This window comes from Variovorax boronicumulans, assembly GCF_009811375.1.
GTDB classification, from domain to species: domain Bacteria; phylum Pseudomonadota; class Gammaproteobacteria; order Burkholderiales; family Burkholderiaceae_C; genus Variovorax; species Variovorax boronicumulans.
In genome coordinates, this window is the sequence record NZ_BKDH01000001.1 from 2,827,557 (window position 1) to 2,850,224 (window position 22,668).

21 protein-coding genes and 2 pseudogenes are annotated in these 22,668 nt (G+C 64.2%); 10 read left to right on the top strand and 13 right to left on the bottom strand.

Features of this window, described 5'->3' with window-relative positions:
* The first annotated feature begins 11 nt into the window (after positions 1 to 11).
* Positions 12 to 1,013, top strand: a complete 1,002-nt coding sequence (locus VHAB30_RS12955) for an NADP-dependent oxidoreductase (RefSeq protein ID WP_070059260.1) — start codon at positions 12 to 14, stop codon at positions 1,011 to 1,013.
* A gap of 532 nt (positions 1,014 to 1,545) precedes the next feature.
* Here VHAB30_RS12955 and VHAB30_RS12960 read toward each other — a convergent pair.
* The 5 genes from VHAB30_RS12960 to VHAB30_RS12980 form a co-directional block, all read right to left on the bottom strand.
* On the bottom strand, positions 1,546 to 2,460 hold the full coding sequence (locus tag VHAB30_RS12960) for a LysR family transcriptional regulator (protein WP_070059261.1): 915 nt from the start codon (positions 2,458 to 2,460) through the stop codon (positions 1,546 to 1,548).
* Positions 2,461 to 2,519: 59 nt separating this feature from the next.
* Positions 2,520 to 3,326 carry an oxidoreductase gene (locus tag VHAB30_RS12965; RefSeq protein ID WP_159277284.1) on the bottom strand — a complete coding sequence of 269 codons (807 nt, stop codon included), beginning with the start codon at positions 3,324 to 3,326 and terminating at the stop codon, positions 2,520 to 2,522.
* 40 nt (positions 3,327 to 3,366) lie between these two features.
* On the bottom strand, positions 3,367 to 6,444 hold the full coding sequence (locus tag VHAB30_RS12970) for an efflux RND transporter permease subunit (RefSeq protein ID WP_159277285.1): 3,078 nt from the start codon (positions 6,442 to 6,444) through the stop codon (positions 3,367 to 3,369).
* Entirely contained in the window at positions 6,441 to 7,556 is a 1,116-nt protein-coding gene (locus VHAB30_RS12975; protein WP_159277286.1) for an efflux RND transporter periplasmic adaptor subunit, read from the bottom strand. The genes VHAB30_RS12970 and VHAB30_RS12975 overlap by 4 nt, the downstream gene beginning before the upstream one ends.
* Before the next feature lie 84 nt (positions 7,557 to 7,640).
* Complete coding sequence (locus VHAB30_RS12980) at positions 7,641 to 8,258, bottom strand: TetR/AcrR family transcriptional regulator (RefSeq protein ID WP_139701802.1); 618 nt, start codon at positions 8,256 to 8,258, stop codon at positions 7,641 to 7,643.
* Between the two features lie 96 nt (positions 8,259 to 8,354).
* Between VHAB30_RS12980 and VHAB30_RS12985 the strand changes: the two genes are divergently transcribed.
* The gene (locus VHAB30_RS12985) at positions 8,355 to 9,824 is read left to right on the top strand and encodes an efflux transporter outer membrane subunit (protein WP_159277287.1); all 1,470 of its coding nucleotides are present in this window, start codon (positions 8,355 to 8,357) and stop codon (positions 9,822 to 9,824) included.
* A gap of 164 nt (positions 9,825 to 9,988) precedes the next feature.
* Here VHAB30_RS12985 and VHAB30_RS12990 read toward each other — a convergent pair whose 3' ends face one another.
* Positions 9,989 to 11,392, bottom strand: coding sequence for an MATE family efflux transporter (locus VHAB30_RS12990; protein ID WP_159277288.1), 1,404 nt, complete (start codon positions 11,390 to 11,392; stop codon positions 9,989 to 9,991).
* Positions 11,393 to 11,499: 107 nt separating this feature from the next.
* Positions 11,500 to 11,853, bottom strand: coding sequence for a DUF4148 domain-containing protein (locus VHAB30_RS12995; protein ID WP_235926633.1), 354 nt, complete (start codon positions 11,851 to 11,853; stop codon positions 11,500 to 11,502).
* Between the two features lie 744 nt (positions 11,854 to 12,597).
* Here VHAB30_RS12995 and VHAB30_RS13000 point away from each other — a divergent pair.
* Together VHAB30_RS13000 and VHAB30_RS13005 are read left to right on the top strand one after the other, a co-directional pair.
* Entirely contained in the window at positions 12,598 to 13,008 is a 411-nt protein-coding gene (locus tag VHAB30_RS13000) for a hypothetical protein (protein ID WP_159277289.1), read from the top strand.
* Positions 13,009 to 13,058: 50 nt separating this feature from the next.
* Positions 13,059 to 13,439, top strand: coding sequence for a VOC family protein (locus VHAB30_RS13005; protein ID WP_082818216.1), 381 nt, complete (start codon positions 13,059 to 13,061; stop codon positions 13,437 to 13,439).
* Positions 13,440 to 13,692: 253 nt separating this feature from the next.
* Here the strand turns inward: VHAB30_RS13005 and VHAB30_RS31145 are convergent, their stop codons facing one another.
* The 3 genes and pseudogenes from VHAB30_RS31145 to VHAB30_RS13015 all read right to left on the bottom strand — a co-directional run bounded on the left by VHAB30_RS31145 (position 13,693) and on the right by VHAB30_RS13015 (position 16,081).
* Complete coding sequence (locus VHAB30_RS31145) at positions 13,693 to 13,992, bottom strand: LysE family translocator (protein ID WP_268894342.1); 300 nt, start codon at positions 13,990 to 13,992, stop codon at positions 13,693 to 13,695.
* A pseudogene (locus tag VHAB30_RS31150) lies at positions 13,966 to 14,154 on the bottom strand (sensor histidine kinase); the annotation flags it as partial. The pseudogene VHAB30_RS31150 and the gene VHAB30_RS31145, both read right to left, overlap by 27 nt.
* A 37-nt stretch (positions 14,155 to 14,191) precedes the next feature.
* Positions 14,192 to 16,081 carry a hypothetical protein gene (locus tag VHAB30_RS13015; protein ID WP_159277291.1) on the bottom strand — a complete coding sequence of 630 codons (1,890 nt, stop codon included), beginning with the start codon at positions 16,079 to 16,081 and terminating at the stop codon, positions 14,192 to 14,194.
* A gap of 403 nt (positions 16,082 to 16,484) precedes the next feature.
* Between VHAB30_RS13015 and VHAB30_RS13020 the strand changes: the two genes are divergently transcribed.
* On the top strand, positions 16,485 to 17,378 hold the full coding sequence (locus VHAB30_RS13020; RefSeq protein ID WP_139701809.1) for a LysR family transcriptional regulator: 894 nt from the start codon (positions 16,485 to 16,487) through the stop codon (positions 17,376 to 17,378).
* 325 nt (positions 17,379 to 17,703) lie between these two features.
* Here the strand turns inward: VHAB30_RS13020 and VHAB30_RS13025 are convergent, their stop codons facing one another.
* Positions 17,704 to 18,639: a LysR family transcriptional regulator gene (locus VHAB30_RS13025; RefSeq protein WP_159277292.1), complete on the bottom strand. Its 936-nt coding sequence runs from the start codon at positions 18,637 to 18,639 to the stop codon at positions 17,704 to 17,706.
* A gap of 116 nt (positions 18,640 to 18,755) precedes the next feature.
* Between VHAB30_RS13025 and VHAB30_RS13030 the strand changes: the two genes are divergently transcribed.
* The 5 genes and pseudogenes from VHAB30_RS13030 to VHAB30_RS31155 form a co-directional block, all read left to right on the top strand.
* Positions 18,756 to 19,727, top strand: a complete 972-nt coding sequence (locus tag VHAB30_RS13030) for a Bug family tripartite tricarboxylate transporter substrate binding protein (RefSeq protein ID WP_216850713.1) — start codon at positions 18,756 to 18,758, stop codon at positions 19,725 to 19,727.
* 18 nt (positions 19,728 to 19,745) lie between these two features.
* Positions 19,746 to 20,549: an alpha/beta fold hydrolase gene (locus VHAB30_RS13035; RefSeq protein WP_070059271.1), complete on the top strand. Its 804-nt coding sequence runs from the start codon at positions 19,746 to 19,748 to the stop codon at positions 20,547 to 20,549.
* A 227-nt stretch (positions 20,550 to 20,776) separates the two neighbouring features.
* A complete protein-coding gene (locus VHAB30_RS13040; RefSeq protein ID WP_139701812.1) occupies positions 20,777 to 21,085 on the top strand; it encodes a hypothetical protein in 309 nt (102 codons plus the stop codon).
* Positions 21,086 to 21,095: 10 nt separating this feature from the next.
* The gene (locus VHAB30_RS13045; RefSeq protein ID WP_095744407.1) at positions 21,096 to 21,368 is read left to right on the top strand and encodes a hypothetical protein; all 273 of its coding nucleotides are present in this window, start codon (positions 21,096 to 21,098) and stop codon (positions 21,366 to 21,368) included.
* Positions 21,369 to 21,449: 81 nt separating this feature from the next.
* Positions 21,450 to 21,596, top strand: a pseudogene (locus VHAB30_RS31155) (IS3 family transposase); the annotation flags it as partial.
* Positions 21,597 to 21,794: 198 nt separating this feature from the next.
* Here VHAB30_RS31155 and VHAB30_RS13050 read toward each other — a convergent pair.
* On the bottom strand, positions 21,795 to 22,157 hold the full coding sequence (locus VHAB30_RS13050) for an Hsp20/alpha crystallin family protein (protein ID WP_070059545.1): 363 nt from the start codon (positions 22,155 to 22,157) through the stop codon (positions 21,795 to 21,797).
* 63 nt (positions 22,158 to 22,220) lie between these two features.
* Positions 22,221 to 22,658 carry an Hsp20/alpha crystallin family protein gene (locus VHAB30_RS13055; RefSeq protein ID WP_062472360.1) on the bottom strand — a complete coding sequence of 146 codons (438 nt, stop codon included), beginning with the start codon at positions 22,656 to 22,658 and terminating at the stop codon, positions 22,221 to 22,223.
* Positions 22,659 to 22,668 lie beyond the last annotated feature (10 nt).

A 22,668-nucleotide genomic window follows, 5' to 3' on the forward strand; every position in this document is an offset into this window, starting at 1 on the left:
AAAAGTCGCCCATGAAAGCGTTCATCATCGATCGTTACGGAAAGAATGAAGTTGGCCGCATCGGCGAAACGCCCGAGCCCGAGGTGCGGGACGATGACGTCCTGATCCAGATCCACGCGGCGAGCATCAATGCCCTGGACTCGAAGATCAAGAGCGGCGAATTCAAATTGATTCTTCCCTACCACTTCCCCCTGATCCTGGGCAACGACCTGGCCGGTACGGTTGAGCGGGTCGGCGCTCGCGTTCGCAGCTTCAAACCGGGCGACGAGGTCTATGCGCGCCCCGACGACGATCGCATCGGCACCTTCGCCGAGTTCATCGCCGTCAAGGAATCGTCGCTGGCGCTGAAGCCCAAGAATCTCAGCATGGTCGAGGCCGCATCCGTTCCTCTGGTGGCCCTGACCGCCTGGCAGGTGCTGGTCGAAACCGCCAAGCTGAAAAAGGGGCAGAAGGTCCTGATCCATGCCGGCTCCGGCGGCGTCGGCACCATTGCCATCCAGCTTGCCAAGCATCTCGGGGCATTCGTGGCCACGACCACCAGCACGGCCAACGTCGCCTGGGTGAAGGCCTTGGGCGCGGACGTCGTCATCGATTACAAGCAGCAGGATTTCGCCACGGTGCTCCGCGACTACGACGTGGTGTTGAACAGCCTCGGCAACGGCGAGCTGAACAAATCCCTCCAGGTTCTCAAGCCGGGCGGGCATCTCATCTCCATCTCGGGGCCGCCCACCCCGGCGTTCGCCATCGCGCGAGGACTGGCCTGGCCGCTCAGGCAAGTGCTGCGCCTGTTGAGTTTCAGCATCAGGAACAAGGCAAAGAAGAACGGAGGCCACTACACCTTCGTCTTCATGCGGGCCGATGGGGCGCAGTTGCGAGAGATCACCGCCCTCATCGAGTCAGGCGCCATCCGCCCGGTCGTCGACAAAGTGTTCCCATTTCAGGACACCCACAAAGCACTGGCCTACGTCGACAGTGGGCGCGCCAAGGGCAAGGTCGTGGTGCAAGTGGTGTAGCTGCCGCCTGCCTGCGCTAGCGTCTTTGATCAGGCCCTTGCCCCGCCGACTCAGGCCATCGCACGGCCGACGCGCAAGCCTCCGGTGGCCTTGGCGTTCTGTACCCGCTCTGCATGACCAGGAGATCGACCTTGAGTTCATACACAACCGCCCGCATCGGCAAGCGCGCACTGGTGACCGGCGCATCTAGCGGCATCGGTGCGGCCATCGACGCGTGGACCCACATTTTCGCTGACGCTTGAACCGCCTGTATTCCAACGCGCACGCCTGTGGTTCTGCGCATCGGTGCGCAGAAGCGGGTCAGCGTTCGATGGAAAAGTGGGGCCAATGAGCGTGGGAATCCACATCAAAGGCCTCCCGCAGAAACGCGGAGTTCGAAACCTTCGAGATCCCGAAGGACTTGGACTACGACGTGGCCGTCCCAGCGGACGACATCAGGGCGCCTGGTCACGCCGCAGCAAGCTGGTTGCGCGATCCTGCTCGCTTCAGTGACAACCCGCAGGGAGGCGCGCATCCTTCGCACGTTGCCAGCTCACTGCGCGTCGATCCTCATCCGCGAACCTGTAGGCTTCAACCGGCTCACTAGAAAATCCAGCAGTGCCCGATGCACCGCCGTGCTGTGCCGGCGCTCCAGGTACACAGCGGACAGCCACATGTCGCTGCGAACGAACTCCGACAGCACGGGCACCAGTCGCCCGCTCTCGACGTAAGGCGCGAGCATCACCGAGGGCAAGTAGACGACGCCTGCGCCAAGCAGCGCCGCCTGGATGAGCGGACTGGCTTCCGTCGCATCCAACGGTCCACGGACCGGGACCTCGAGTGGCTGACCGTCGACTTCGAAGCGCCACTTGGGCAGCGGATTCAGATGGCTGCTGAACAGCGCGATGTGATGCGCAAGTTCGCCCGGATGAGCTGGCACACCATGCTTACGCCAGTAAACGGGAGCCGCGCAGACAGTGAGCTCCATCGATACCAGTTTTCGAACGATCAGGTTCTCATTGGCTGACGCGCCGAAGCGAAGCGCGATGTCGACGCCTTCCTCCGCAAGATCGACCATGCGGTTTGTGAGCACGAGACTGATGCTGACCTCCGGATAGTGGCCAAGAAAGGCGTTGATCAATGCCGGCAATTCGGTCAGTTCCATGCCGTAAGGCGCCGAGATGCGCACGCGCCCGCTGGGGATCCGCGCGCGGTCCTGGAGCTCGGCTTGCGTGACGTCGGCCAGTTCGAGCATGGGCCTGCTTCTTTCGAGCAGCAAGGCGCCAGCGTCCGTCAGGCTGACGGCATGGCTGGTCCGGTTCAGCAATCTGACACCGAACCGGCTCTCGAGTGCCGCGATGTATTTGCTGACGGTGCCCTTGGACAGCGAAAGATGCTTGGCCGTGCGGGAGAAGCTCCCCGAAGTGGCGACCTCGCTGAATGTGCGCAGGAGATCCAGGCTGTCCACAAATGTTCTCCTTCTTGTTGGTCAGGGCGACGCTCGGTACAAGCATCTCGGACAGGTGCTCAGACGAGCCCGAGTTTTTTCCTCAGGCTCGCATCCACCGGTCCCGCCGGCATGAAGCGGCGCAATTTCGTCAACAGAGACGCCTCCCCCGGCGGCGTGCAACGCATTCGCCACGGGCCCAGCGCCGCCTCGACGATGGTGCTCGCCACGCCGTGCGGCTCGGGCGCACTGCTCACGCTCTCGGCCACGGAGAGCGTCACCAGCTCGCGTTCGCGGTCATAGCCCGCGATCCGCGCCTTGACACGAGGCGCATTGGCATCGAGGTTGGTCCGGGTGAAGGCCGGCTGCACCAGCGTGGCACGAATGCCGAACTGGCGCACTTCATGGTCCAGCGACTCCGACAGCCCTTCCACTGCGTGCTTGGTGGCCGCATAGAGTCCCATGTACGGAGCCGGAAGCACACCGAGCACGGAACTCACGTTGACGATTCGCCCGCGGCGTTTTTCACGCATGTACGGGAGCACCGCGCGCGTCGTGCGGAGCATGCCGAAAACGTTGGTATCGAACAGCACTGCAGCCTCGGCTGTCGCGGTTTCCTCGACCGCGCCGATGATCATCATTCCCGCGTTGTTGACCAGCACGTCGATGCGCATGGCCCGGTCGATGACGGATTCGATGCCCCTCTGGACAGAGCCTTCGTCGCGGACGTCCATTTCGATGAACTCCACACCAGGCAGCGCGGGTGCTTTGCGCAACTCGCGAACGGTGCCGAAAACCCGGCAGCCTCGCGCCACGAACATTTCCGCGGCGGCACGTCCGATGCCCGAGGACGCGCCAGTCACTACGACGACTGATGAACTCGACATGACTGGTTCCTTCGATCTTGATGAATGATGATGAAGCGCATCAGTGCGCGGGCTGGGTCGCGTTGCCTGGCCTGATCCTGAACCAGATCGAATACATCGCCGGCAGGAACACCAGTGTCAGGATCGTCCCCGCGAAAGTGCCGCCGATCAGCGTGTACGCCAATGCGCCCCAGAACACCGAATGCGTCAGCGGAATGAACGCGAGGATCGCCGCCAACGCCGTCAGGATCACGGGCCGCGCTCGCTGCACCGTCGCCTCGACCACCGCGTGGAAAGGGTCCAGCCCCTCCTGCTCGTTGTGGTGGATCTGCCCCAGCAGAATCAGCGTGTTGCGCATCAGAATCCCCGACAGCGCGATGAGCCCAACCAGCGCATTGATGCCAAATGCCTGCTGGAAGATGAGCAGAGTTGGCACCACACCGATCAGTCCCAACGGGCTGGTAAGGAACACCATGACCATCGCCGACATCGAGCGCACCTGGAGAATGATGATCAGAAGCGTGACCGCCAGCATGATCGGGAACAGCGGCAGCATCGCCGCGGTCGCCTTCTCCGATTCCTCGATGGAGCCGGCCTGGACGATGCGGTAGCCCGCGGGCAGCTTTTCGATGATCGGCTGCAGCTGCTTGGTGATCGCGTTCGACACGTCCGGCGGCTGCGTTCCGTCGGCGATGTCGCCCTGCACCGTGATGGTGGGCACGCGGTCGCGTCGCCGCATGACCGGCTCTTCCATGCGCATCTCGACCTGGCCGACCTGCGACAGCGGAATGCGTTGACCGCCGGCACCGGCGAGCGTGAAGTCCGCGATGCGGGCCGGGTCGAGACGCGTGTCGCCCGCCGAACGGGCGACGACCTGCACGGTGCGGATGTCTTCGCGCACGGTCGTCACTGGCACGCCGCTCAAGAGGAACTGCAGTTGTTGCGCCACGGCATTGGAGCTTAGGCCCACGGCCTGCAGACGGTCCTGATTCAAGGTGAAGTGCAGCGCGGGCGTGCGGGTGCCCCAGTCGGTGCTGACGGTGCGCATCATCGGGCTCGCATCCATGACCTGACGCACGTCGGCCGCGATCTTCCGCAATTCGTTTGCATCCGGCCCCGTGACACGGTAGGCCACCGGGAACGGCGAGTACGGGCCGAACACCAGTTGGGTCACCCGCAGCCGCGCCTCGGGCGCCAAGCCCTGCGCGATGGCCTCGCGCAGCCGCAGCTTCAGGGCGTCACGCTCTTCCTGGCTGGCTGTGCGGATGACGATCTTGGCGAAGGACGGGTCCGGGAGTTCCGGGCCCATGGCGAAGAAGAAGCGCGGTGCGCCCTGGCCGATATAGGAGGTGACAATCTGTGCCTCGGCTTGCTTAGACAGCCAGGCCTCGACTTTCGCCGTCGCGTCGCTGGTCTGCGTGATAGCCGTGCCATAGGGCATCTGCACCTCGACCAGGACCTCGGGACGGTCAGAGATCGGGAAGAACTGCTTCTTCACGACACCCATGCCGAGGATGGACAGCACGAACAGCGCGATAACGGCGCCTGCGACCAGCCACTTGCGTGCGATCACGCGCTCGAGCACGCGACGCAGGCGGTTGTAGCGCGGCGTGTCGTAGATCGCGGCGTGGCCGCCTTCGATTTTCTTGAAGTTCGGCAGCAGCTTCACGCCCAGGTACGGGGTGAACACCACCGCGACGACCCAGGAGGCGATCAGCGCGATGCCGACGATCCAGAACATGTTGCTCGTGTACTCGCCCGCTGTCGACGGCGCAAAGCCGTTGGGCATGAAGCCGACGGCGGTGACCAGCGTGCCCGAGAGCATCGGCGCCGCCGTGTGGCTCCACGCATAGGCCGATGCAGCGATGTGGCTGTAGCCTTCTTCGATCTTCACCACCATCATCTCGATGGCGATGATGGCGTCGTCCACCAGCAGGCCCAACGCCAGGATCAGCGAACCGAGCGTGATACGGTCGAAGTTCTTGCCGGTGGCGGCCATTACCACGAAGACCACGGCCAGCGTGAGCGGCACGGCTGCAGCGACAACCAGGCCCGCGCGCCAGCCCATGCTCAGGAAGCTCACCAGCATCACGACCAGCAAGGCCGCGAAGAACTTCATCATGAATTCGTCGACCGATGCGGCGATGTTGACCGACTGGTCCGTGACCTTCGACAGGCTCAGGCCCAACGGCAGTTCGGCATTGATGGCGCGGGCTTCCGCGTCCAGCGACTTGCCCAGGTCGAGCCCGTTCCAACCCTCTTTCATCACGACGCCGATCAGCAGGGCCGGTTCGCCGCCGCTGCGGATCATGAAGGTGCTTGGGTCTTCATAGCCGCGCTTGACCGTGGCGACGTCCGACAGCTTCAGGGTGCGCCCTTGCGCGACCACCGGCGTGTCCCGGATCTTCTGCAAGGTGTCGAAGGCACCGTCCAGGCGAATGAAGACCTGCGGACCTTTGGTTTCTACCGACCCGGCCGGGCTCAGCGCATTCTGGGCATTGAGCGCGGCGAACACATCCTGCGGGCCGATGCCCAGTGTGGCCAGCCGGTCGTGCGCGAACTCGACGTAGATCCGTTCGGGCTGCTCGCCGGCGATGTTCACCTTCTTCACGCCCGGCACGTGCAGCAGCCGCTGGCGCAGCGTTTCCGCATCGCGCACCAGCACGCGCTGCGGCTCTCCCTTGGCCTTGAGTGCGAAGAGGGCGAAGGTGACGTCGGCGTACTCGTCGTTGATCATCGGGCCAATCACGCCCGCCGGAAGATTGCCCGCTTCGTCGCCGACCTTCTTTCGTGCTTGATAGAACTCTTCTTGCACCTTGGAGGGTGGCGTGCTGTCCTGCAAGGTCAGCGTGGTGAACGCGAGACCGGGCCGCGTGTAGGTTTCGGCGCGATCGTAGTAGCGCAGTTCCTGCAGGCGTTTCTCGACCTTCTCGGCGACCTGGTCCTGCATTTCCTGCGCCGTGGCGCCGGGCCAGGCCGTGATGATGGTCATCACCTTGATCGTGAAGGCCGGGTCTTCCGCGCGCCCCAGCTTGAAGAAAGCGACGAGGCCGGCCAGCGAGATCAGCAGGATCAGGAACAGGGTGATCGCGCGCTCACGGACTGCGAGCGCCGACAGATTGAAACGGCCTTCGCTCATGGACGGGCTCCGCCACCCGCAGGCGCCGCGGCCGCGCCGGCAACGCGCACCTCTTCACCCTCGCGCAGCAGGTGCGCGCCGAGTGCGATCACGCGATCGCCCTGCTTGAGCTCGCCCGTGATCTGGGCGCGGTCGTCTTCCAGCGACTCCACCGTCACCGGCTGCCAGTGCACCTTCGCCGGATCACCGGTGATGACCCAGACCCCCGGCGCCTTGCCGGCGTCGAACAGGGCGCCGATGGGCACCTGCACACCGTTCTTCGCGACGACCTTGCCATCCCCGACGTGAACCGTCACCGTGGCCCCGAGTGGCGCGTTGACCATCTCGCCATCAAGCACATAGCGCGCCTCGAAGGTGCGCGTGAGCTTGTCGGCTGCATCGGAGAGTTGCCTGAGCTTGACGGCCACCGCAACACCTTCCCTGCCGAACAGCGTGGCCTGGCCGACGGAGCCGATGACCGGACGTAGCGTTTCCGGCAACTGGACCACGGCCTCCCTGCGCCCGGCCTGCGCCAAGCGGACCACCGGCTGCCCGGCGTTGACGACCTGGCCAGGCTCGGCCAGCGTCTCGAGCACCGTGCCGTCCGCGTCGGCAACGAGTTCCGAATAACGACTGGAATTGCGCGCAACCTCGGCCTGCGCTTCGGCCGCACCGAGCTGGGCCTGGGCCGCATCCGCCGCCGCCTTGACCTGGTCGTACGCCGAGGCGGAAATGGCGCCGGTGCCGCGCAGATCGCGGTAACGCGCTTCTTCGTCGCTCGCCTGCTTTGCACGCGCCCGTGCAGCGCTGACAGCCTCCTGCTGGGCACGCGCCGCCAACCTCAGGTCGACCGGGTCGATGCGCATGAGCAACTGCCCGCGCTTGACCGTCTGGCCCGCGTCCACGAAGCGCTCCAGCACCTTTCCGGAGACGCGGAAACCCAGGTCGGTTTGAACCCGCGCGGCCACGGTGCCGGTGAACGAGCGCGATGCCGACGCGGCCGTCTGGACGGTGGCTGCGCGCACCAACGGCGCCTGGGTGCGCGGATCGGGCGGCGCCTTGTCGTCGCAGGCGGCCAGCGCGAACGGCAAGGCGCAGACAAGTGCAGATGTAAGGAAGCGGCGCGAGTGCATGAGGGGCCCATAGACGAATCGATCAGGGCCCCGATTCTGATAACAGTGACCATTTTAGTCAATGGTCACAGTCGATTTATATCTTCAAGGAGACAGACTGCGCAGCACCAGACCCGACAGCTGGGCCGGCGCCTGGTCCGTGTAATGAGCGCTGAGCTGCAGGATCACGGGGTTGATATAGGGGTGCATGACCAGATAAATGGCCGCCGCCGCCTCGTCGATCGGCGTCTTGCGCTCGAAGTCGCCCGACTCGCGGCCCTGCTTCAGCAGCTCGATGAGCATCTGCCGGATGCACTCTTCATGGGCAATGGCCGAAGGCCAGCGCTCGCTGGCCGCCGAGATGGCGATCTCGTAGAGCTTGCGGTCCTGGAAGAACAGGCGCAGGCCCGAATCGACAATGGCCTTGAACATACGGCGCAGCTTCTCGGGCGGGCTTTCGACCCCGTCGACCGCCACGCGGATGCCCTCCTGGATCTCGCGCAGGCAGTTCGCGCAGATCATTTCGCCAATCGCCTGCTTGGACTCGAAGAACTTGTAGATGTACGCCTTGGAGAAGCCGATGGCCTTGGCGAGGTCGGAAACCGTGGTCTTCTCGTACCCGTACTGGCTGAAGTGCTCGGTGGCCGCGACGACGATCTGCGCGCGCACGTCGTGATCGGCCGGCCCCCGCGCTACAGGCGGAGAAGAAGTTGCATTGCTCATGACCAGAGCTTACCGCCCGGACAAACAAACGACAACAAGTGACCATATTGAATTATAGTCACACACCTTTTCCTGTCCGCCGTCCCGGAGCAACCCATGTCCCAACGTACTCTTGCCCTGCCCCTGCTGTTCAGCCTCCTCGCAGGCTGCGCTGTCGGGCCTGACTATGTCCGACCTGCCCCGAGCCTGCCGGACCGATTCATCGGCGCGACAGCCCTCGACCAGCGATCCGCCACCGCCACCGCCACCGCCGAGCTGGTGGCCTGGTGGACCGGCTTCGGAGATGCACGACTGGCCCGCTATGTCGAACTCGCGCTGAAACAGAATCTTGACCTTGCGCAGGCATCCGCCCGCGTGACGCAGGCCCGGGCCGGGCTCGGTGCGGCGAATGCGGCGCTGCTGCCCTCGGGCAATCTCGGCGGACAAGCTGCCAGGGCCTACCAGTCGGTGGAGACGCCACTGGGCCAGGTCCTGAACTCGCAGCCAGGGTTCGATCGCTACGGCAACGCCTACGAAGCGAGTCTCGGCGCAAGCTGGGAGCTGGACATCTTCGGCGGCCTGCGCCGGGGACGCGAGGCAGCGCTGGCCGACTACCAGGCATCGGAGGCCGGCGCGACCGCCACGCGCCTGGCCGTGGCCGCGCAGACCGCAGACATCTACATCACGCTGCGCGGTCTACAGGCCCGCCTCGACGTGGCACGGCGGCAAGTCGCCACGCAGCAGGACCTGCTGTCGAAGATCAACCTCCTCTACGGCAAGGGGCTGGCCGCCGAACTCCAACTGAGGCAAGCCGAAGGTGCCCTGGCGCAGGTCCGTGCATCTGTGCCAGTGTTGGAGGCGGGCGAGGCCGCGGCCATGAACGCGCTCGACGTGATGCTGGGCGCGACGCCGGGCGCGCACCGCTCCGAATTGGCGGCGGGGGGTGTCATTCCTGTCGCACCGCGCATCGGCGCCACCGGATCACCCGGCGATTTGCTGCGGCGGCGGCCCGACCTGATCGCTGCCGAGCGGCGCCTTGCGGCATCGAACGCGCGCATTGGCGTGGCCATGGCCGAGTACTACCCGAAACTCTCACTGGGGGGAACGATCGGCAGCGCCACGTCCGTGGCCAGCGGCAATCTGTTCACCGGCGGCGCCAGCCAGGCTGCGGCCCTGCTCGGCCTGCGCTGGCGGCTGTTCGACTTCGGGCGCATCGACGCGCAGATTGCACTCGCCAAGGGGCAGGACGCGGAGTTGCTCGCAGCCTACCGGCTCGCTGCACTGCGTGCGACCGAAGACGTGGAGAACGCCTTCTCCGCCCTGGTCAAGCGTGAAGAACAAGCCGCCTTGCTCGCGCAGGGCGAGGCATCGCTCGGTCGCGCGCGAGGGGCATCGTTCGCGGCCTATCAGCGAGGCGTCATCAGCCTGATCGAAGTGCTGCAAGCGGACGAGAGCCTGCTGCGCGTGGCCGATGCAAGAGCGCAAGCGCAAACGGAGTCGGCGCGCGCGGCGGTCAGCGCGTTCAAGGCGCTGGGTGGCGGCTGGCAGGCTGAACCCCTCGAAGCGGTGGCAATCCGTCCGCATTGAGACACTGAATACGTCCCGGCAACCCGGGCGATCCGACAGACTCACCCGTTGCGTTCGAAAACACCGGTTCGTCCGACCTCCACGCCGAAGGACAGAGAGACGCAGCGACATCGCACAGATGTACAGCTACAAACCTCCTGTGCCGCAGCACGAAGCGAGTGACTCTAGCGTCTTCCCCAATCTCCCCGGGCGAAGCCACACACCGTCACTGCGGCGCCGACGATGGCGCCCCCAGCCACCAGCAGGAAGGCAGACTCGAGGCTGAGCCTCCCCGCGAACACCAGCGCCGCTGCGGACAGCGCGCACACGAAGCGCAAGACACCGGCCGCAAGCGGCCAGCCGACGCGCCGCGCGCCCTGCCCCGCGAAATACAGTGACAACGCGACGGCAATGAAGCCGAACACCGGGCCCATCACCCTCAGGTACTGCCCCCCGACGGCCAATACGTCGGGGTCGCTCGCGAAGTGAGACATCCACAGTCCAGGAAAGAATGCCACGCCGAGGCCCAGCACTTCGAGCAACCCAGCAACGAACAATGCGTTCGCCAGCGCAGCGCGCCGCGCACGCACCACATCGCCGGCGCCAATGCAGGTTCCAACCACGGCGACGGCGGCGGTGCCGAAGCCGAACATCACGGGAACCAGCAACATTTCCAGTCGAGACGCGATACCGTAGCCCGCGATCGTCGACACGTTGAAGGCGCCTGCAGCCGCCGTGATCGCGGCAATTGAAAGCGTCGTCATCGCCGCGTTGAGGGTCGACAGCAAGCCAACGCCAAGGATGGCACCGAAGTGATCACGCCGTAGCGGGTGCCGACGAAGTCGAAGCCTCGAGCCCGCGGATCGCATGGAGGCAACGATCGCCACGAGCGAGCCTGCACTGCACAGCACCTGCGCCACGCCCGCACCGGCGACGCCCATCCGCGGAAACCCCAGCCAACCCAGGATCAGGACGGGAGAAATAATGAGCCCGACGCCAACGCCGCCGAGCATGATCAGTGCTGGAGTTCTGACGTTGCCCGCACCTCGCAAGGCTGACTGCAGCAACGTCGGAATCCAGAACAGCACCGCGCCGCCAAAGAGAATGTCCGAGTATCGAATCGCCTGCTGCAAGGACGCGCCTGTTCCACCCAGTTCACGGTAGAGCATCGGACCCGCGGCGATCACAGCCAAGGCGAACAGTCCGCCTGCGATGATCGCGATCACGACGCTGTGCCACACGAGACTTTCGGCTTCGTCTTGCCGCCCGCCGCCGAGCGCCCGCGCGACCGCCGAAGAAACCCCGCCTCCGACACCGCCGTTGGAGACCATGGTCATAAGCAACATGACGGGCACGACTAACGAGGCCGCTGCGATAGCGTCGACACCCAGCCCGCTCACGAAGTAGGTTTCTGCCACGCTCAGCACCGTCTGCATGAGCATCACGGCGACCGTGGGCACCGCGAGGCGAATCAACAGCGGCAGCAGCGGCGCGTGCAGCAAGGGGTTGGCGACGCCCGAGTTGACCTTGGCGGGCAAAGGGGCTGGCTCCAAGGCTCTGGCGGCGTCAGCAGTGAGGGAAGTTGTCATCAGGTGTCCACCTTTGGCTGGCATGTGCGTGATGGGCACCCGCAACTTCGGGCTCTCCTGCCGACCGTTTTTTTCTTACCGCACGCGGAGCGTGAAGCAGTCGTTGCTCAATTGGCCTTGGCGCGCAGATCGGCCGGGTGCGGCATCGTCGAAATAACTTTGCTGTTCACACGAGAGCCGGAGCCGACATTCTGGTCGGGCCGCAGGTTGTAGTGAACGGCCTCGGCTTCAACGAGAGAACGCGCCGTCGAAACAGCCATGGTCTCGGGACCGCGAGAACCGCGAACCACGTTCTGGTCGGGCGCTTTGGCGGTGCGCACGGCCTCGGCATTCACCTCATCGCGCGTCTTGCTGGAGAAGGCCTTGTGCACACCGTCGTACGCCTCTGCGTGGGCGCCGGCCGCGACCAGGAGGGTCAGAACAGGGGCCGATACGATCTTCATGGCTGTCGTGAGATTCATGGAGGTTCCAAAGAAAAAGGTTGGAGAAAAACGCTTGCGGGTCTCGTCTCGAGAACCTGCAGATCAAGTCTTGCGCCAAATTCGACTTCGGCAGTCATGCGATCAAGACACGCCACGTTTCCGTAGCCGAAACCTTCTGCATCGCAGCAACGGGCCTTCCAGCATGCCCGTCCCGGCGGGCTTTGAGAATCAAGTCGCGCGCCCGAACGTCTGGAGCGCGCGTTCCAGTCGTTCGTCCTGAGATTGATCGCCAGAGAGGAATCGGAAAGACCTGCGCTCGTAAAATCGGCATGCGCACATCAGGCGCGGATCGGAAAACTAGTTCACACGTCACATCGCGATCAAACCTCTTACGTTTGTCTGCTGTAACGAGATCTTCGATTCGCCCGGGTGCACCCATCTGCTCGTAGATATCAACGCCGCGTCGCCATGCTAGTGCTCATTCGCACATTGACTCTCTCGAGCAGTGGACTGCCAGCACCGGAGCCCGAAGCCGAACGCCGCAGACCTAACCGACGATAACCAAAGGCACGTCAATGCTCCCTTATCGGCGGCTGAGAACGCACCGCAAACGGTAGGAACATGCTGCACCCAGGCCGGCAGCTCGTCCCTGCGAGTGGCAGGTACGCAGCGACACCCGACATCCCTCGGCCTCGCGCGAATGGCTACTATCGGCCAAGACCAGTCATTGGCGATAGCAGCAGGACCCGCCCCAGAAGTAGTCTTATCAGAGAAGAAATCCGCATGAAAGACTCATACCGCAGCTTGAAATTGGCCGAAGGTATCTTCAGCGTTGTTTATCTGATGACCTGTCTTGCGGATCGCGTACATGAGGACTTGGGCTTCAACCTGAGCCTGTTGGCCAATGTCGTGTTTGCCGTTCAAGTCGCTACCGTTGCCGCCATCTTGGTATATCTGCCAAGCTTTCTAGCGTCGCTATTTCGTAGTCGATCCGATCGACAACCGGTGCGTGTCATGGTGGGAGTCTTCGGAATTTTGATAGTTTTCTCATCCACGACGGACTTCTTCAACCATATGCGTAACTCCATAGTTCGTTTCCTCGAACGAAAATTAGGTACGCTTCTTCTTATTGGCGCTCAACCTAACCATTCAGTCGAGCGGACCGCCTACGGCATCCGCTCACCTTTGCGTTAGGCCGCAAAACCGACTACCTGTGGCTCGTCACCCGAAAGCCCGCCCCCCCCATGAAGATTGAAGCGCTAGATCATTTGGTATTAACGGTTGCAAGCATCCCAAGGACACTTGACTTCTATCAGCGTGTCCTAGGCTTTGAAGCCAGAGAGTTCAAGGCCGGGCGATTCTCAGTGCACTTTGGACAACAAAAGATCAACCTGCACGAGTTGGGGACTGTTGTCGATCCGAATGTGAAGCACGCTACTCCAGGTTCTGCGGATCTATGCTTCTTGACCGTAACACCTATAGAACAGGTACTTGTGCACCTACAAAACGAAGGCGTTCCGGTCGTGCAAGGGCCAGTCCTAGCTACTGGCGCGCAACGCGCATTGGTTTCCGTCTACTTCTATGATCCCGACGAGAACCTGATCGAGGTAAGCAATGAGGTCTAGCCGTACTGAAACTGCGTGGTTGCGGCCTAAGCATTCGCTCAACCGGACCCATTGCGGCGTGCGGCCAAAGTCCCGCCATTTCATTCTGGGCCTTTAGCCACACGCCGCAACGGTCCGGTTAGCTCAAACGTTGAGCGACCGCTGTACGACCTTGAAATCGCTCAGCGATTTGGCCGCTCCGGGCCCGTTCACGACGGCGGCGCGACCGGCTACAGTCGGCCATAAGCCGCCGTTCGGCGCGGATGAGCGCGCGTCAGCGTGTTGGGCGCGTGCCCATGGCCGTGAGCACGCCCAACCCGATAAATGATGTTCCCGCGAGCCGGTTACCCCAGCGGCCGCCCCAAGCAGCTCGTCTCAGGCGCGGTGCGACGAGACTTGCCGTTAGCACGTAGATGACGTCGGTGCAGCAAGCGATACCAACGAAAACACCACCGAGCGCAACGGTCTGCATCAGCGGGTTGCCGTGAGCGTCCATGAACTGCGGCAGGAAGGCGGCGAAGAACAAGGTGGTCTTTGGATTCAGCGTGAAAGAAAACGTAGTGCCTTGCCCGATGACGCTTGCGACGTTCAGAGATCCGCCCATGGCCGAGACAATGCGCTGAGCGATGAACAATCCCAAGCCTGCACTGCCGCTGGCAGCCTGGACCTGTTGGAATTGCCCGAAAATATCGACCTGCTGGCTCAGGTCAATTCCTATGCCTGTGTCGCTCACTTCGAAATGCGGATTGGTAGCGTTTGGGTGTCGCTGAGACTCAGATCAGTTCGGCATCCGCAGGCGGCGACTCGATCGGCGCGGTGCTCCATTGCAGCCGCAGGCTGTCGTCCAGGTGGCCGTCGCCGAGGATGGAAAGATCGTTGCCGAGCACAATGTTCTTGGCGGGCAGAGGGATCGTCGCGGCTGCGCCCGTGACCTCGAAATCCTGCGGTCCATCCAAGAGGCCCAGCGCCGAAGCGAAGGTATCGGTGGAGCGGCAACCGTGCTCCACGAACGGCCCGGTGCTCGCGCCCATCGCCAGGCCCATGGCGCCAAGCTTCGATTCGGGGTCGATCCGCAGGTAGGTGAAGATCACACGGTCGCCGGCGCTGGGCTCTCGCATCAGCTTCACCTGCGAGGCGAAGCTGGCTTGTCCGCTCCAGGTGATCGTGCAGTCCGGCGGCACGTGGAAGGCGCCGCCTGCCGCCAGCTCCATGGTGGAGTCATAGGTGCCGATCGCATAGCGCACGGGCCGCTTCACATCCTCGCCACAGGTGTCGCGCACCGGCCCTACGTCGGCTCGCCAGCGCGTGCGTATCGGCCCGTCGACGGCGAGGCCCGGGTAGTTTTGCTTGAACCAGTGCGTGTCGATGCGGATGTTCCACTGGCTGACGGTGCGCCGGTTGCTGCGATCCGCACCCAGCTCCACCCACACCGGTCCGCGCGAGCCCGCGCCCACGCGCGGCAGGTCGCAGACGACGAGCTCATGCTCCCAGCGCACCACCTGGCGCTGCGATCCGTCGACGAAGACCTTGCCCTGCCTGCGACCGAAAGCGCCGATGAGGTTGAGCTGGTCGTTCAGTTCATCGACCTCGACATGGTGAATCGACGGCGAGAGGATGTGACTCACCGCGCTGCGCGGATTGGGCTTGGCGATGAAGTAGGCGCCGGTCTTGGTGCCGTTGCCGGTGTCGTGGTTGAGATTCTTGCGCTGCATATGGGCGATCACTTCTTCGCCCGTGAAGGCGCGTTGCTTCGGCGTGTGCGGCTTGAAGAGGTTGGCGCCCAGCATCCGGTCAACACAGTACTTCGGTATGTCAAAGGCGGCCGGCGGCGAGCAGATCTCCGTCCAGCCCAGGTAGAGGCCCGCGTTCTTACGGTGGCAGGCGACGAGAAAGTCGATCACCCGGTCGTTGTCGGCGCTGTTGGCGCTGTTGCAGGCGTTGATGACGACGACGCTGTCCTGCGCGAACTCCCAATAGGTGTCGACGAAGGCAGCGGTGATGCCGTAGCGCGTGTCCTTGAGCATGATCTCCTCGCCCTTGCTGTCCACGGTGGCGAGGCCGTTGTAGGCCGTGAAGTAGGTCAGCCGGAAGGCGGCGAGATCGGCCTGGAAATCGGGTTGTGCCTCCAGGGTGGGGTCGATCAGCGTGGACGACTGGATGGAGTACATCTGCGGTGAGCCCGTATCCTGATGGCGCGTGTGCTTCACGCCGCCATGAGTGTTGATGTAGAAGAAGCCGTCCCCTTTGATTTGGCGCAGGGTCGTAATGTGCGCGTCACCCTCGACGCCTGGTTGCAGCGCGTAGTCATGCGCGCTGAGCCAGCCGGACATTTCCGCGATAGCTGCCTGGCCGTCGAAAGGCGTGAAGAAGGAATGCATCAGACGTGCCTTGCGCTCGCTAGGCAGTTCCGGCGGCTTGGCGGCAGCCAGCCCCGCCGCCTTTTGTGCTTGGCCCGTATCAGCGATGGCGGCGGTCAGCGTCGAAGTTCCGGTGGGCTTGAAGTTGTGCGACACCATGTGCACGCGGCCATCGGCGAAAGTGCCCCAGGCCGTCAGTGAGCGTTCGTCAAAGCCTGTCTCCACATAGTTCGGGTCTTTCGCCATGATCCCCGTCAACTCGGTCAGGTAGGCGATCGACTCGAGCTTGCGCGATTCGAGATCCAAGCATGCAGCTTCCACGGCCCGGATGCTGGCAGAGCGGCTTGCGGGCGCGAGCCCCCCGTCCGTCCGAGGGCCTTCTCCACCGCCTACCGCGAGCGGGCCGCTGCCCCCACCCCCTCCCCCTCCCCCTCCGCCGCAAGCGACAAGCAGCGAAGGAGCACCGAGCCACAGCGCGGCCGTGGATGCGCGACCGAGGAAATTCCGGCGACCACGGGAAGGAGCCAGGGAAGAGAGGGAGGCGGATATCGAAGGAAGAGGGCTTTTCTTGGTTGTCATCGTCAGGTGCAAAAAAGGCAATGCCGGCGCCCATTCCCGGGCGACGCGGCCAGCAACGGTTTGTTGCGGCCGCGACTGTAGGCAGCGCTGGCCGCACTGGGAATTGCGTTTTTTGTGATACCTTTTTTGGATGACCAGACCAGTCACCGTCCGCCAAATCCGCTACTTCCTCGCCGTTGCCGAGGAGCGCAACTTCAGGCGCGCCGCGGAGCGGCTGGCCATCACGCAGCCGCCCCTGTCGCGGCAGATCGCAGAGCTGGAGGCTGAACTGGGCCTGCAACTGCTCGAGCGCAATACGCACGGCGTGCGGCTGACCAGCGCCGGAGAGCTGGCCATGCGCAGCTTCGCGGAGCTGATGCACAGTTTCGACGCGACGCTCGAGCATGTGGCCCAGTCCGCGAACAAGCTGCCGCGTCTTCGCCTGGGCGTTCTGAACTGGGTTCACTTGAACCGACTATCCGCAATGGAACGGAGCTTGGTGGAATCGGGGCATGCGAGCGGGATCGACGTACAAACGACAACGACGATTGCCGCAGCTTCGGCCCTTCGGCGCAACGAGCTGGATGCCGCCATCGTGCTCTGGCCGGCTTCGATGTACCGCCTGCGTGGCAACCTGGTCGATGAGGTCCCCCTCATGGCCTTCGTTCCTGCGACGTCGGATCTCGCGCGCCAGCGGCGCATTGCAGTGCGGGACCTGCAGTCCCTGCCGCCATTCTTCCGCTTCAGTCGCAGCGTGAACACACGCATGTACGACGAGTTCACGCGCGAGTACACGGCGCATGGCTTTCGGCCGAAGGCCGAGGCGCCAGCACCCGATCCGTTGCATGTCTTCGCCCAGATCGGCGCCGGCCGTGGCTGCACCTGCCTGCCTGCGCCCTTTGCGTTGCATCGCTACGCGGGCGTACAGCCCAGGCCGCTGCGGGAGCGGATCATGGTGCCGCTGGTGGTACTGACTGCGTCGCGCGTGACGCAGGAGTTGCACAACGCCCTGGTCAAGGGCGCGACGCGGATGCTCAGCGGGTGAACGGCATCGTTGTGGATGGCGCAAACGTCGAAGGTGCTGATGCTCCCCCGGGCCTTCTCGAAGGCATCATCCCTTCCGCGATCGACACGGCCGCCAACCTTGGACATCGGGGCGCGCGGCAGCGACGCGAGACGGAGCAGTTACTCATGGGTTCAGTCGAAGGCAGCATGGCTTGCAAGCAAATCCCCTCTGTTCATTGCCGGGCTACACCAAGGACGTCACGATATCGCGCACTGAGGGGACGCTGCCTGCAAGGCACCCGAGGCTGGCCCCACGCGCCATGGTGCAGATCGACAGCAGCGCCGCGAGCCCACCGCAAACTCTGTCAATGCGGTACTTCAGGGTTCATAAAGTCGACCAGTTGCCGCCACGCCCCGAACGGTCCTGCGATCGGGAACATCAAGCCGAGTGGCTCGAGCATGTAAAGCGGCCGTAGCTTCAACTCGCGCAGCAAACCGGCATCGAGGAGAGGCCGCACGAAGCTAAGCGGCAGGAACGACAGTAGGTTTTCTTGCTGCGAGAGCCACCACAACATGGCCGTTGAACGAGTGACGACCGGATAGGTGCGGATCGGGTGAGGCAGATTCGCGGTCAATTCGTCGAATCGCTCACGGGCGGCCGAACCCGTGGGGGCGAGTAGCCAGGTCTCGTCGGCGAGTTGCGGCCAGCCCAGGGAACGCTTGCGCGCCAGCGGATGGTCTGCGCGCGCCAAGACCGCGAAACGATCTTCGCGCACCGGCATGAACTGCCAGCCTTCCGGGATCACGGGAGGCCGTCGGCATGCCACGAGATCTGCCTCGCCACGTGCGATGGCCAGCAGTTGATCGTCCCCTTCGGCTTCCGAGAGGTGAACGGTGACATCCGGATGCCGTTGCGCGAAGCGAGGCAGCACGTTGAGCAGGAGCCCGTTCATCGCGCCGACCGAGGCGACGAGGCGGATGGCGCCGCCGATGCGTTGCCGTCGCGCGGTGACGACCTCGGCGCCGTCGGCGACGCCGATCAGCATGCGACGCGCAACGGGCAAGAGGTCTTCGCACGCCTGCGTGGGTCGCGCGCCGCGCGCATGCCGCTCGAAGAGCTGAACTTCCAGCAGCCGTTCCAGGTACGCGAGGCCCTGGGTCACCGACGACTGCGTCATGCCGATCGAGTCCGCCGCCCGCTGGAGGCTGCCCAGCTCTGCCACTTTCAAGAGGATCTGCACATGCCGAAACTTGCCGCGCGCGAGCAGGCGGTTGAAGAGGACGGACGCGTCATGGCTCAAGATATCGGAAAGTCTAATGGAAGAGCGTCATTTTTAATTTGTCGCCGATGGCTTGCTCAGGAATGATGGCAACTCCACAAACGGCGGGCAGCAAGCCACGCGACAGGAGACAAAACGTGAAAAAAAAATGGCCGCTGCTCGCGGTTGTCTGTTGCCTGCTCGGCGCCTTTTCGGCCCATGCGCAGGACGAGGTCTGGCCATCCAAGCCGATCCGAATGATCGTGCCGACCCCGCCCGGCGGCGCCTACGACCGCACCATGCGACCGCTTGCGCAGGAGTTGGCGTCGTTGCTCAAACAACCGGTGGTGATCGACAACAAGCCTGGTGCCGGCAACATCATCGGCGCCCAGGCGGGCGCCGCGGCCCCACCCGACGGCTACACGCTCACGATGACGGGCATGGTGAACACGATCGCCCAAGGCATGTACGACAACGTGCCCTTCAACATCGTCAATGACTTCACCCACGTCGCAATGATCGGCGGCGGCGCGCAATGGCTGGTGGTCAACAGCCAGTCCGGCATCGAGTCCTTCGCCGATCTGATCGCCCGCGCCAGACGCGAGCCGGGCGCGATCAACTACGCGAGCTCGGGCGCCGGCAGCACCGGCCATCTGTTGATGGAACTGCTGCAGAAGGCGACACAAACCTCGTTCGTGCACATCCCCTACAAGGGCGGCGCGCCGGCGCTGATGGATGTGCTGGGAGGCCAGGTCGCTGTCACCGTGATTCCGCCGAGCGGGTCGATGCAGTACATCCAGAGCGGCAAGCTCAGGGTGCTGGCGGTGTCCAGCCCGAAGCGCAGCCCCGAGCTCCCTCAGGTTCCGACTTTCGAGGAGCTGGGCTACAAGCAGCTGACGGTGATCTCCTGGGTGGGCCTGTCGGCACCGAGGAAGACGCGGCCCGAAGTCGTGCGCAAGGTCAACGAAGCAGTGCGCGAAGCGATGACGAGGCCGGAGCTGCAAAAGAAGCTCGACGCCGAAGGCATCACGCCGATGACGATGACGCCCGACGAGTTCACGCGCGTCGTCAAGAGCGATACCGAGCGCTGGGGTGCACTCACACGCAGCCTGCAACTCAAGGCCAACTGAAACCCAAGCCCATCCCTCATGCCTTTTGTCACATCGAACAAACGCGACATCTACTACGAGCGCCACGGCGCCGGCCCGGCGATCCTGTTCCTGCACGGAGCCGGATCGAACGCCGCCACCTGGTGGCAGCAATTGCCGGCCTTCACGCCGCAGTACACCTGTCTCACGATGGACATCCGCTGCTTCGGTCGTTCGGTGGCGCCGCCGGAGGAGTTCTCGCTGGAGCTCTTTGTCGGCGATGCCTTGGCGGTACTGGCGCGCGAAGGCATCGAGCGTGCGACGGTCGTCGGCCAATCGCTTGGCGGGATGATCGGGCTGCGGCTCGCGCTGCGCCATCCCGAGCGCGTCGCCGCGTTCGTCGCTTGCGACACGTCGCTGGCCATCGACCACCCGACGCTGGTCGACAGCATCGAGCGGCGCTTTAAGACAGTTTCCGCGGTAAGCATCGAGCAGCGCTCGCTGGGCGCCTGGTTCTTGAAGGCGCAGCCCGCGCTTGCAGCGCTTTACGCGCAGATCAACCACTTCAACCCGAGCGCTCACAGTATTGAGCCCGAAGCCTGGCGCGAGGCCGTACTGCGTCTGAACCAGCCCGAGAACCTGCTTGCCGTCGCTGAGATCGACCAGCTGGCTTGCCCGACGATGTTTCTCGTTGGCGCCGAAGACCCGATTGTTCCGCCGGCGGTCATGCGCGAACTCGGCCAGCGCCTGCCAGGAAGCGAGGTCGTTGTCGTCGAGGAGGCCGCGCATTCTGCGTACTTCGAGAAGCCGCTGGAGTTCAATCAGACGGTGTTCGACTTCTTGAGACGACGCGCCGACTCCTAGGTCTGCTGTGCAGCGACTTCTGAATCTCGGAGCTTGCCTCCATGCAAAAGCGCGCTCACGACCCGGCCCACGCTGGCGAGCAGCTCGGAGCTCTTCTCTCGCCTGTGCTCGAAAGCTCCGATACATTCTGTTGCCTTGCGCTCCGCAACCGCCCCTTGAAGACGCTGCTGAGACGTCCTATTTTTCTCCCGTTCCAAGTTGGTCGTAGAGAAATGGAGGACAAAGCCATGGCCATGGACATGCTCAAACAACTTGCCGGCTCCCCCTTGCCGGCGACCTTCCGGACCCGGGCGGAGATCGACCAGATCAAGCTGCTGCGGGCCGCCGGCCTCGTGATCGCGCTGACGCCCGCGCCGTCGGATCCCCTCACCCTCTCGGGCAGCCCCGACGCCGCCCAGGTGCTCGCCATCACCGAAAAAGGCCGCGCCGAACTCGAACGCATCCACTACCCCGTGGCCGCACAGGGCCCGTGGCGCGGTGCCGCGTCGCGGTGGCGCGCGAAGCTGCCCCACGCAATCCGCACCCGCCTGATGTAGGGAGGCCGCCATGCGTTCGAAGACGTCCAGCCGCATCCCCTACCGGGGCTTCAATATCGCGATCCAGGTCGACCGCGCCGGCGACCAGATCTTCGGCCACGCGGACTTGTTCGCCGACGACGAGTTCAAGGCCCGGCTCGCCGTCGGCACCCAGGGCCGCCGTACCAAGGAAGTCCGCGACCGGCTGAGACGCCTCGCAAAATCCAAGGTCGACGTGTGGGCGATCACGGGGTCCGCGCGGAGCGCTGCCGCGCCCGGCGATGCACGGCCGAGTCCGGGGTGATGCGCGGGTGAGCTACGGCCGGCGCGCAGCGCTGCTTAATTGAACAACTGGATTCCTTTGATTGGCGGTCGGCGCCGACCGTCCGCTGTTACCAGCGAGCACTTCCAGGAGCTGCTCAAGGAACCAAGTATTTCCTGCAGTATGAGCCGTGCGGGCGAGGTCTGGGGCAGCTCGGCCATGGAGAGCTTCTTCAGTTCACTGAAGACTAAGCGCACGGCCAGAAAGGTAACCGGGTCAGCGAGCAGGGTCGCGCCACCATGCCCGCTGTGGGGTCGGGGGCGGTCAGCAATCACGATGGAGCTGAACCGCGTCCGTCTGGACTGACGCTCCTTCGCGGGCGGCCGGCGAGCGCAAGCGCTGCACATTTGCCGCCCATGCGGGTTGACGCTCTCTTGAGGGCGCCCGCGGGCGCCCTCGCCTTACGACTCATCCGACCTCGACATTGATTCGCCGCGGCTTGGCATGCTCGGCCTTGGGGATACGCAGTTTCAACACGCCCTGCGCCAGCTCGGCGGACACCTTCTCGGTGTCCAGCTCCTTGCTGAGCGTGAAGACGCGGCGAAACCGGCCCAGGCCGACCTCGGTGTGGCTGGTCTTCAGGTCATCCGGCACGCTCAGGCCCGACTCCGCCTCGATGGTCAAGGTCTCCGCTTCGACATGAAGATTCAGCTTGTCGCGCGACACGCCGGGCAGATCGGCGTAGAGCGTGATGCCCCCGGCGTCTTCCACCACGTCGACAGGCGGTGTGAGGGCCGCGCCCTGATAGCGTGGCGCCTGCCCACGATCCATGGGTTCCGGCGCGCTGGGCGATGCGGTCTGTACGTCATTGCTCATGATGTTCACCTCCTTGTTTCACAGGACAGCGATGCGCCGCGGCTGTGCCGAGGCCCGGCGGCGGACCGTGATGCGCAGCACACCGTCGCGCAGCCGGGCCTCGACGGCCTCCGGATCGGCATCGTCCGGCAGCGTGAGGACACGGCGAAACGGCCCCTCGAAGCGCTCGTTGATGTGCACGGCCGCCTTGGCCTGCGCATCGGGAAGCAGGCTCTTGCGCTCGCCCGCGATGGTCATGAGACCACGCTCGAGGTTGATCTCCAGCGTGGCCGGGTCGACGCCGGGGGCGAACGCGAAGATCTCCAGCGCCTGCGGCGTGGCGCCCACGTTCAACGCGGGAAATCCGTTGCTGCCGTAGCCGCGAATGGTGGGTGACAGATCGAACGCCTGCTGCATGTCCCGTTGCAGGCGATCCATCTCGGCCAGCATGTCGCGCGGGAAGAAAGATCGGTACATGGGAAACCTC